Source organism: Nocardioides sp. B129/18, assembly GCF_055282735.1.
On the sequence record NZ_JBUZJI010000023.1, the window covers coordinates 28,301 to 38,418 of the forward strand.

Here is a 10,118-nt window from a genome sequence, read left to right on the forward strand (position 1 = left end):
GGTGTCGTCCCCGGCCGGAGCCGCCGCTGCTGAGGGGTCGGGCCCGATCAGGTCGGGAGCCCGAGCTTGGAGGCGCAGCCCGGCCAGGCGCCGTAGCCGCCGGAGGCGTCGCGCACCTTGGTGGCGATGGCGATCTGGGTCTCCCGCGAGTTCTCGCTCGGGAGGCCGGAGCCGCCGTAGGCGCGCCAGGTGCCGAGGTTGAACTGCAGGCCGCCGTAGTAGCCGTTGCCGGTGTTGATGGCCCAGTTGCCGCCGGACTCGCACTGCGCGAGCTGGTCCCACACGGTGCTGCCGCTCGCGAAGTTCGTGGCGGTGCTGCGCTGGACGGGCTTCTTGGTGCCGACGGTGACGATGCGGCTCACCGGGGCGGTGCGCACGGTCTGGGCGACGACCGACTTCACGCGGACCTCGCCGTTCCAGTAGGTGACGCGGTAGGTGACGTCGCGGACGCCGTCGCGGCCCTGGCGGGTGACCTTGGTGGTGCCCTGCGCCATCGAGGAGTCCGTGCGCTTGACGGTGCCGAACGGCACGGCCTCGCCGGTGACGCGGCGGGTCTTGACGCTGACGTCGGTGAAGACGACGCGGTCGCCGTTCTCGACCCGGCGCGAGAGCGACGGGGAGACGCGGTCGCGCTTGTCGACCTTGACGCCGAGGTCGGCGAGGACGTCGCCGACCGTGGCGGCGGCGAGGTAGCGCCTGGCGGGCTTGGCGCCGGCCAGGACGACGGTGAGGCGCTTCGGCGTCACGACCTCGAGGGTCGCGCCGGAGCGGTCGATGGCGCCGCCGCGGGAGAGCGAGAGGTCCGAGCCGCGGAACTCGCGGCCGATCTGGCCGAGCGCGCCGGCCACGGTGCTGGAGGTGACCCAGTAGGTCTTCGGTTTGCCGTCGACCTCGAGGGTCAGCTGGCGGCCGAAGCGGACGCTGACGGCGCTGCCGTCCTCGATCGGGGTCGAGACCGACGGCGCGACGACGTCGTGCGGGCCGAGGTCGACGCCCTGGTCGGCGAGGAGGTCGCCCACGGTGCCGCCGCTGGCGGACACGGTGCGCTGCTTGCCGTCGAGGCTGAGCGTCACGGTGTCCGACGCCATGGCGCGGTATCCGAGGGTCGAGCCGGCGACGGCGAGGACCACGAAGGTGGTCAGGGCAGCCATCAGGCCCCGGTGGTTGCTGGCGCGGTCGAGTCGAGGGGACGCCCAGCGGGCCACCCTGGAGAGATGCTGCACGTTGCTCCGAACGTCGTGCTTCCCGGGCCTCGGGAGCCAGCGCGGCGGGGCGGACCGTAGTCCTGGTCGCCCGCGGCGGCCCCCTCGAGAAACGGCCGCGCGGGGTGGTCCCGCGATGGTGTGCGCTGGCCGAACTCGTGTCCCGATCCCGGCCGTCGAGCGTCTATCGGAACAGGCTCCGCGCACCTGAGGCAAACCGACGAGGCCGGTTGTGAGGAGCCTCTCGTCGGTGAGGAGGGGTGTCTATCGGAGGTGTTCTCGCAGGTCAGAGCAGGGTTCTCGCCATCGGGCCGGAGCGAGCGTGAGAGAACGGTGAGAGTCCGTCCTCACCCCGTCCGAGACCTACCAGGCGCCGCCGAAGGCCACCTCGGTCGTGGCGTCGATGGCCGCGCAGAGCCCCTCGAGGTCCTCCCCGCGCACCTGCGACATCGTCCGCACGGTGTGCGGGACGAGGTAGGAGGCGTTGACGCGGCCGCGCCAGGGCGTCGGGGTCAGGTAGGGCGCGTCGGTCTCGACCAGGATCCGGTCCTGCGGCGCGACGACGAGGGCCTCGCGCAGGGCGCCGGCGTTGCCGAAGGTGACGGTGCCGGCGAAGGAGAGGAAGGCGCCGCGGTCCAGGCAGGCGCGGGCGAAGGCGGCGTCGCCGGAGAAGCAGTGCATGACCCAGCGATCGGGCACGCCCTCGGAGTCGAGCACCTCGAGGACGGCGTCGTGGGCGTCGCGGTCGTGGATGACCAGCGTGCGGTCGGTGCGCTTGGCGAGGTCGATGTGACGCCGGAAGGACTCGATCTGCGCGGCGACGCCGTCCTCGCCGGTGCGGAAGAAGTCCAGGCCGGTCTCGCCGACGGCGCGCACGCGGTCGTGGGCGGTGACGAGCCGCTCGAGCTCGGCGATCGCCGCGTCGAGTCCCTGCTCGGCCGCCACCCGCGGCGCCTCGTTGGGGTGCAGCGCGACACCGGCCACCAGCTGCGGATGGGCGGCGGCGGCCTCGACGGCCCACGCGGCGCGCTCGAGGTCGCAGCCGATCTGGACGATGCGCGGCACCCCGACCGCGGCCGCGCGGGCCAAGGCGTCCTCGAGGTCGAGCGGCGCGACGCCGACGTCGCCGCGCCCGATGTCGAGGTGGCAGTGGTTGTCGACCACCGGGTGCGGCAGCGGCTCGGGCGCCGGCGGCCGCTCGGTGCGCTGCTCGCGGCTCTCGTTGGTGGGGCTCACGACGCGGCGATCCGCGCGAGGACGGCGTCGGCCAGCGCGCGCGGCTCCTCGGTGGGGATCCAGTGGCTGACGCCGGGCAGCTCGACGAGCCGGTAGTCGGCGTCGACCCAGCGGGCGGTGAGGTCGACGCCCTTGCGGCCGATGGCGACGTCGCCGTCGGACCACACCAGCGTGGTGGGCACGGTGACGCGGCCGCGCAGGACGCCGCGGTCGCCCAGCGGCATCGCGCGGTACCAGTTGAGCGCGGTGGGCAGGACGTCGTCCTCGACGACCTCGGCGTGGAAGCGGTCGACGTCGGCCTGGGTCATGCCGGCCCTCAGCAGCGTGCGGTGCACCAGGCCGCCGCGACGGCGGGCCAGCGCGGGCACCAGGCGCGGGGTCCAGAAGGGCAGGAAGTAGGCGGACTTCAGGAACTGCGTGGAGGTGACCTCGGCGCGCAGGAACGCCGCGGGGTGCGGCACCGAGACGGCCGTCCACGACGCCACCAGGCTCGGGTGGCGTGCGGCGGTGGCCCACCCGACGGCCGAGCCCCAGTCGTGGCCGACGAGGTGCACGGGGCCAGGACGTCCGGTGGTCTCGCCGATCGCGCCGACGAGGGCGGCGACGTCGTCGGCGAGGTGGTGCACCGCGTAGTCGCGCACGCGGCGCGGCCGGGCGCCGCGGCTGTAGCCGCGCTGGTCGGGGGCGAAGGTGCGGTGGCCGGCCTCGTGGAGCAGCGCCGCGACGGCCTCCCAGGAGCTGGCGCGCTCGGGGAAGCCGTGCAGCAGCACGACCGGGTCGCCGTCGAGGGGGCCGGCGTCGACGACGTCGAAGACCAGGCCGTCGCGGGTGAAGGAGGTGAGGCGGTCGGTGGGGCTCACGGGGTGCTCCTCTCCCCCGGGGCGGGGGCACGGTGGGCGGGAGGGACTGCTCGGTGCACGAGGTCGTAGACCTCGCGCTTGGGGACGCCGGCCAGCCGGGCGACGTCGGCGATGGCCTGCTTGCGGGGGGTGCCGGCGGCCTCCCGCTCGGCCACGGCCGCGCGGAGGGCGTCGGGGTCGGCGTCGACGGCGGGCGCGGTGGCGCCGGCGACGACGAGGGTGACCTCGCCGCGGACGCCGTCGGCGGCCCAGGCGACGAGATCGGCGAGCGGGCCGCGGACGACCTCCTCGTGCACCTTGGTGAGCTCGCGGCACACCGCGGCGGGGCGGTCGTCGCCGAAGGCCTCGGCCAGCGCCGCCAGCGCCGCCTCGGTGCGGTGCGGCGCCTCGAAGAACACCATCGTGCGCTCCTCGGCGGCCAGCCCCGCGAGCCGGCGGGCGCGCTCGCCGGCCTTGCGAGGCAGGAAGCCCTCGAAGCAGAACCGGTCGACCGGCAGGGCGCTGACCGCCAGCGCGGTCAGCACCGCCGAGGGGCCGGGCACCGCCGTCACCCGGACGCCGTGCTCGACCGCGGCCGCCACCAGCCGGTAGCCGGGGTCGGAGACGCTCGGCATGCCGGCGTCGGTGACCAGCAGGACCCGCTCGCCGGCCAGCAGCGCCTCCAGCAGCACCGGGGTGCGGGCGGCCTCGTTGCCCTCGAAGTAGGAGACGACGCGGCCGGCGAGGGCGACGTCGAGGTCGGTGGTCAGGCGGCGCAGGCGCCGGGTGTCCTCGGCGGCGACGACGTCGGCGGCGGCGAGCTCCTCGGCCAGCCGGGGTGCGGCGTCGGCGACGCGCCCGATGGGCGTGGCCGCGAGCACCAGCACGCCGGCCTCACCGGACTCGCCGGAGGAGCCGTCAGCGGTGGGGGCCGTCATGGCCGCATCATCGCAGGAGCGGCGGACCGCCTCGGCCCCCGCCCGTACAGTGCTCCCTCGTGAGCACCGACGACGCCGACGCCCCCGCGCCGACGCCCCGGACGGAACCGCGGACCGGCCCCGCGACGACCGGCCGCACCGTGCTCGACCGCGACGCCGACGGCGTGCCGCGTCCGAGCGCCTGGGCCCGCGCGCGCAGCCGGCTCGATCTGGAGGACCCCGTCGTCGGCTGGACCGGCGCCCTCGCGCTCACCCTCCTCGCGTTCGCCCTGCGGCTGTGGCACCTCAGCACGCCGAAGGAGTTCGAGTTCGACGAGACCTACTACGCCAAGGACGCCTGGTCGCTGATCAACCAGGGCTACGTGCACGGCTACGTCGCCGACGCGAACGACAAGATCCTCGCCGGCCAGACGCAGGGCCTGTGGACCTCCGAGCCGTCGATGATCGTGCACCCCGAGGTCGGCAAGTGGCTGATCGGCCTGGGCGAGAAGGCCTTCGGCATGGACCCGCTCGGCTGGCGGATCGCCTCGGCCGTCGTCGGCTCGCTCATGGTGCTGGTGATGATCCGCCTGGCGCGACGCGTCACCGGCTCCACGATGCTCGGCCTGGTGGCCGGCGTCCTGATCATGTTCGACGGTCTGGAGTTCGTGCTCTCCCGCCTGGCCCTGCTCGACATCTTCCTGGCCTTCTTCACCCTCTGCGCGGTCTCGTGCCTGGTCAACGACCGGTTCTGGATGCGCGCCCGCCTGGCCCGCCTGGTGCCCGAGCGCATCGACGATCCTGCCGCGTGGGGTCCGGTCCGCGCCCTGCTGTGGCGGCCGTGGCTGCTCACGGCGGGCGTCTGCTTCGGCCTCGCCTGCGGCACCAAGTGGACCGCGATCTACCCCCTGGCCGCGTTCGGCATCCTCATGGTGGCCTGGAGCGCCGGGGCGCGTCGCTCCTTCGGCGTGCGGTGGTCGTGGCCGAGGGCGCTGGTCGTCGACGGGCTGCCCGCCTTCGGCTACCTCGTGGGCGTCGGCCTGATCGTCTACGTCGCCACCTGGAGCGGCTGGCTGGTGCACGCCTCGGCGTACGAGAAGAGCCTCTCCTCCACCCAGTACACCCAGTTCGTCGGCGTGAAGGGGCCCTGCCAGGGCGAGTCGATCGACGCCCGGCTCGACCCGGACAAGCGCTGGCCGACGGCCACCGAGCCCGACGCCCGCGGCCTCGGCGAGGTCACCCAGTCGCTGCGCTCTCTCTGGTACTACCACCAGGACGTCTACACCTTCCACACCCACTTCCTGGCGTGCGCGCAGCACGACTACGCCTCCGACCCCGCGGGCTGGCTGCTGCTCAACCGGCCCGTCGGCGTCGCCGCCGACACCGGCATCCAGCCCGGCACCCGCGGCTGCGAGGCGCCGGCCGGCAGCGACTGCCTGCGTCAGGTGCTGCTCATCGGCACGCCCGCGCTGTGGTGGGGCGGCGTCGTCGCGATCGTGTTCGCGCTGGTGATGTGGCTGGGCCGCCGCGACTGGCGCGCGGGCCTGGCCGTGGTGGGCGTCGGCTCCACCTGGCTGCCGTGGCTGATGTACGCCGACCGGCCGATCTTCCTCTACTACATCGTCGTGACGCTGCCGTTCGTCGTGCTGGCGCTCACCCTCGCGATCGGACGCCTCATCGGCCCCGACCGCACCCCGACCCGCCGCCGCACCGTCGGCGTCGTGATCGCCGGGACCTTCGTCGTCGCCGTGGTGGCGAACTTCGCGTGGTTCTGGCCGATCTTCACCAACGGGCTGCTCACCCACGGCGAGTGGCTCGACCGGATCTGGCTCAGCAGGTGGATATGACCTCCTTCACCCCCGGCTGGGACGAGATCCCCGCCCCGCTCCTCGCGATGTGGACCGAGCGGCACCTGTGCACGCTCACCACCCTGCGCAAGGACGGACGCCCGCACGTGGTGCCCGTCGGCGTCGCCCTCGACGTCGAGGAGCGCTGCGCGTGGGTGATCACCAGCGCCGGCTCGCTGAAGGCCCGCCACGTGCTGCGCGACGCCGGCGCCGGCGAGGTGGCGGCCTGCCAGGTCGACGGCGCCCGCTGGTCGACCCTCGAGGGCACCGCCGAGCTGCGCGACGACGCCACCTCGGTGGCCCGCGCCGTCGAGCGGTACGCCTCGCGCTACCGGCAGCCGCGGGAGAACCCGGCCCGCGTGGCGCTGCGCATCGAGGTGCGCCGCTTCGTCTTCGGTCCCGGGCTGCTGCGCGAGGCCTGATCGCGCCGGAGCGGTCGCCGGAACCCGCGCGCAACATCGGCCCCCTAGGCTCGCGGCCATGTCCGTGCTCGAGCTCGGCGACGGGGTGGTCGGCGACCACTACGTCGCCTCCTCCCCCGACCAGGTGCTGTGGGGCCGGCTGCCCTGCGCCGCCGACGCGCCGCTGCTGCACGTCGAGCCGGGCGCCGAGGTCACCTTCGACACCCTCAGCCACGAGGGGATCCTCGAGGACCAGGGCCGCGACCCCGAGCGGTTCTTCGCCCCCCACGACGTGCCGGTGCTGGCCGACGCGATCGCGCTGGCGGCCTCCGACCACCCGCGCACCTTCGGCGTGGACGGCCCGCACGTGGTGAGCCGTCCGGTGCACGTGGCCGGGGCGCACGTGGGCGACCTGCTGGCCGTCACCATCCTCGAGACGACCCCGCGGGTGCCCTACGGCGTCGTCTCCAACCGGCACGGCCGCGGCGCGCTGCCCGGGGAGTACCCGCTCGACGGCGAGGTGTGGTCGGCCTTCGCGCGGGTCACCGACGACGGCGAGCACGCCACCATCGCGCTCACCCCCGGCGCCTCCGAGGGGCCGCGCTTCCCGCTCGCGCCCTTCCTCGGGCTGATCGGCGTCGCCGTGCCCGGTGGCGAGCGGCCGCACTCGGTGCCGCCCGGCGCCCACGGCGGCAACATCGACGTCAACCTGCTCACCGTCGGCTCGACCCTCTACCTGCCGGTGCAGGTCGACGGAGCGCTGGCCTACGTCGGCGACCCGCACTTCGCGCAGGGCGATGGCGAGGTCGCGCTCACCGCGCTCGAGGCCTCGCTGCGCGCGCGGGTGCGGCTCGACGTCGTCGCCCGCGAGGACGCCGTGGCCCGCTTCGGCGAGCTCGTCGGCCCGCTCGCCGAGACCCGCGAGCACCTCATCCCCACCGGCCTCGACGAGGATCTCGACGTCGCGGTGGCCAACTGCGTGCGCGCCGCCATCGGCCTGCTGCAGGCCCGCTACGGCATGGACCCGCGTCAGGCCTACGCCTACCTCTCCGCGGCCACCGACTTCGACATCTCGCAGGTCGTCGACGTCGTCAAGGGCGTGCACGCCCGCATCCGCAAGGCCGACTTCGCCCACCTCACGGGAGCCGACCGATGACCCCCACCGGCCCCGCCCTGCCCGTGCCGCCCGGCCTCGTCGAGGCGTTCTGGGAGTACGAGCGCGCGCTGATGGCCGACGACGTCGCCACGCTCGACCGGCTCTTCGCGCCCGGCTCCACGACGCTGCGCGGCGACGCCGCGGGCCTGCTGGTGGGCCACGACCGCATCAGCGCCTTCCGCAGCGGACGCGGCGGTGCGCCGCGGCGGCGGATCCTGCAGACCCACGTGCAGGTCACCGACCCCGACCACGCGCTGGTCATCGCCGTCACCGAGCTCGAGCGCGGCGGCCGAGGGCAGCAGACCCAGCTGTGGGGTCGCACGCCCGACGGCTGGAAGGTCACCGCGGCCCACGTGTCGGTGCCCGCTCCGGCCCTCGACACCCGCATCTGGCGCGTCGTCGGCGACCCCCTCGTGCCGGGCGCCGGGCCCGGCCCGCTCACCGGCGAGAGCGTGGCCGTCAAGGACCTCTACGCCGTCGCCGGGCACGTCGTCGGCGCCGGCAACCCCACCTGGGAGCGCGAGGCGCCGGTCGAGCGGGGCGACGCCGCGGTCGTCGCGGCGCTGGTGGAGGCCGGCGCCGACGTGCGCGGCATCGCCCGCACCGACGAGTTCGCCTGGTCGCTGGCCGGCACCAACCCGCACTTCGGCACCCCGCCGAACCCGCAGGCGCCGCACCGCATCAGCGGCGGATCGTCGTCGGGCTCGGCGAGCGCGGTCTCGCTGGGCCACGCCACGATCGGCCTCGGCACCGACACCGGCGGCTCGATCCGCGTGCCCGCGGCCTACCAGGGGCTCTACGGCATCCGCACCAGCCACGACGTCGTCGAGCGCAACGGCCTCCTCGCCCTCGCGCCGACCTTCGACGCGGTCGGCTGGCTGACGCGCACGCCCGACCTGCTCGCGCTCGTCGGCGAGGTGCTGCTGCCCCCGCAGGACGACGCGTCGGGCCGCGACCTCGTCGTCGTCCCCGAGCTGCTGCGGCTGGCCGACACCGACGTGGCCGTCGCGGTCGACCGCTGGGTGGCCGACCGCGGTCTGGTGGTGCGCGAGACCTGGCCGCTCAGCGACCTCGACCGCTGGCGCGAGGCCTACTCCACCTGGCAGTCGTGGGAGGCCTGGCAGGTGCGCGGCTCCTGGATCGGGGAGCGCCTCGACGCGCTGGGCCCCGACGTCCGCGGCCGGTTCGAGGCCGCGCGGGAGATCACCAACGCCGAGGCGCACGCCGCCTACGACGTCGTCGTCGAGGCGCGGGCCCGCATCCGCGAGCTCGTCGGCGAGCGGGTGCTCGTGCTGCCCTCGGCGCCCACCGTCGCCCCCGCGACCGGCCCGGGCCTGGCCGAGCGGCTGGCGGCCGTCCGCACCGCCACCCTGCGGCTGACCTGCCTGGCCGGGCTCGGCGGGCTGCCGGCCGTCAGCGTCCCGGTGCGCACCTCGGCGGGGCTGCCCGCGGGCGTGTGCCTCGTCGGCGCGCACGGCACCGACCGCGACCTCCTGCGGCTCGCGCAGACCCTGGCCTGATCCCCGGCCCGATCCCCTGCGCGATCCCCGGCCCGAAGAAGCAACACCGCTGAAACAGCGGTTTCTCCGACCGGTGACACGAGGCTCCTAGGTTTCACGCCACCGCGACCCGCACGGCGTCGCGGACGGCGACGACGGGGGTGCTCGGTGGAGGTGGCGCAGCTCGACGCCCTGAGCCGCGAGGAGGCCGTCGCGGTGCTCGCGCCGCTCGTCGCGATCGACTCCTGGGCCACCGCCCTGGCCGACGCTCGCCCCCTGCGCGAGCGCGCCACCGCGCTCGACGTCGCCGCCCGGCTCGCCGCCTCCTGGAGCGACGCCGAGGTCGAGGGGGCCCTCGCCGGACACCCGCGCATCGGCGAGCGCCCCGCCGGCGGCGACGCGGCGTCCGCGATGAGCCGCCGCGAGCAGGCCGGCGTCGGCGACGACGACGGCGTGCGCGCCCGCCTGGCCGCCGGCAACGCCGCCTACGAGGAGCGCTTCGGCCGCATCTACCTGGTGCGCGCCAAGGGCCGCGACGCCGAGGAGCTGCTGGCCCTGCTCGAGCAGCGCCTGGGCCACGACGACGCCACCGAGCGCGTCGTCGTCGCCGCCCAGCTCGCCGAGATCACCCTGCTGCGCCTGGCCGACCTGCTCGATCCCGATCCCGCCGCCGATCCCGCTGTCGAGGAGCCCTTATGAGCCCCACCGTGTCCACCCACGTGCTCGACGCCGCCCGCGGCGCGCCGGCCGCCGGCGTCGAGGTGGTGCTCGCCGGCGTCGACGGCACGCCGGTGGCCAGCGGCCGCACCGACGGCGACGGTCGTCTGCGCCTCCCCGATCCGGTGGAGCCCGGCGCGTACCGGCTGGCCTTCGCCACCGGGCCGTGGTTCGCCGCCCAGCAGCGGGCGACGCTGTTCCCCGCCGTGGAGCTGGTCGTCGAGATCACCGACGCCCAGCCGCACCACCACCTGGCGCTGCTGCTGAGCCCCTTCGCCTACACCACCTACCGCGGGAGCTGAGC

The 10,118-nt window shown here is 75.2% G+C and carries 10 protein-coding genes; 6 read left to right on the plus strand and 4 right to left on the minus strand.

Features of this window, described 5'->3' with window-relative positions:
- Nucleotides 1-47 precede the first annotated feature (47 nt).
- The 4 genes from ACZDWJ_RS15350 to rsmI all read right to left on the minus strand — a co-directional run bounded on the left by ACZDWJ_RS15350 (nucleotide 48) and on the right by rsmI (nucleotide 4,215).
- Nucleotides 48-1,151, minus strand: coding sequence for a ubiquitin-like domain-containing protein (locus ACZDWJ_RS15350; RefSeq protein WP_463522205.1), 1,104 nt, complete (start codon nucleotides 1,149-1,151; stop codon nucleotides 48-50).
- Nucleotides 1,152-1,565: 414 nt separating this feature from the next.
- On the minus strand, nucleotides 1,566-2,438 hold the full coding sequence (locus ACZDWJ_RS15355; RefSeq protein ID WP_463522207.1) for a TatD family hydrolase: 873 nt from the start codon (nucleotides 2,436-2,438) through the stop codon (nucleotides 1,566-1,568).
- On the minus strand, nucleotides 2,435-3,298 hold the full coding sequence (locus ACZDWJ_RS15360; RefSeq protein ID WP_463522209.1) for an alpha/beta fold hydrolase: 864 nt from the start codon (nucleotides 3,296-3,298) through the stop codon (nucleotides 2,435-2,437). Before ACZDWJ_RS15360 ends, ACZDWJ_RS15355 begins: the two co-directional genes overlap by 4 nt.
- Nucleotides 3,295-4,215 (minus strand): 16S rRNA (cytidine(1402)-2'-O)-methyltransferase, encoded by a 921-nt coding sequence (gene rsmI / locus ACZDWJ_RS15365; RefSeq protein WP_463522211.1) that lies wholly within the window; start codon nucleotides 4,213-4,215, stop codon nucleotides 3,295-3,297. Before rsmI ends, ACZDWJ_RS15360 begins: the two co-directional genes overlap by 4 nt.
- 59 nt (nucleotides 4,216-4,274) lie before the next feature.
- On the opposite strand from rsmI, the gene ACZDWJ_RS15370 reads away from it, so the two are divergent.
- From ACZDWJ_RS15370 to uraH, 6 genes are all read left to right on the plus strand, one after another.
- Complete coding sequence (locus tag ACZDWJ_RS15370) at nucleotides 4,275-6,041, plus strand: dolichyl-phosphate-mannose--protein mannosyltransferase (protein ID WP_463522213.1); 1,767 nt, start codon at nucleotides 4,275-4,277, stop codon at nucleotides 6,039-6,041.
- Nucleotides 6,038-6,463: a pyridoxamine 5'-phosphate oxidase family protein gene (locus ACZDWJ_RS15375; RefSeq protein ID WP_463522215.1), complete on the plus strand. Its 426-nt coding sequence runs from the start codon at nucleotides 6,038-6,040 to the stop codon at nucleotides 6,461-6,463. The genes ACZDWJ_RS15370 and ACZDWJ_RS15375 overlap by 4 nt, the downstream gene beginning before the upstream one ends.
- A gap of 58 nt (nucleotides 6,464-6,521) precedes the next feature.
- A complete protein-coding gene (locus tag ACZDWJ_RS15380; protein ID WP_463522217.1) occupies nucleotides 6,522-7,598 on the plus strand; it encodes an acetamidase/formamidase family protein in 1,077 nt (358 codons plus the stop codon).
- The gene (locus tag ACZDWJ_RS15385) at nucleotides 7,595-9,118 is read left to right on the plus strand and encodes an AtzH-like domain-containing protein (protein ID WP_463522219.1); all 1,524 of its coding nucleotides are present in this window, start codon (nucleotides 7,595-7,597) and stop codon (nucleotides 9,116-9,118) included. The genes ACZDWJ_RS15380 and ACZDWJ_RS15385 overlap by 4 nt, the downstream gene beginning before the upstream one ends.
- A gap of 147 nt (nucleotides 9,119-9,265) precedes the next feature.
- Nucleotides 9,266-9,796 carry a 2-oxo-4-hydroxy-4-carboxy-5-ureidoimidazoline decarboxylase gene (gene uraD, locus ACZDWJ_RS15390; RefSeq protein WP_463522221.1) on the plus strand — a complete coding sequence of 177 codons (531 nt, stop codon included), beginning with the start codon at nucleotides 9,266-9,268 and terminating at the stop codon, nucleotides 9,794-9,796.
- Entirely contained in the window at nucleotides 9,793-10,116 is a 324-nt protein-coding gene (gene uraH, locus ACZDWJ_RS15395; RefSeq protein WP_463522223.1) for a hydroxyisourate hydrolase, read from the plus strand. Before uraD ends, uraH begins: the two co-directional genes overlap by 4 nt.
- Nucleotides 10,117-10,118 lie beyond the last annotated feature (2 nt).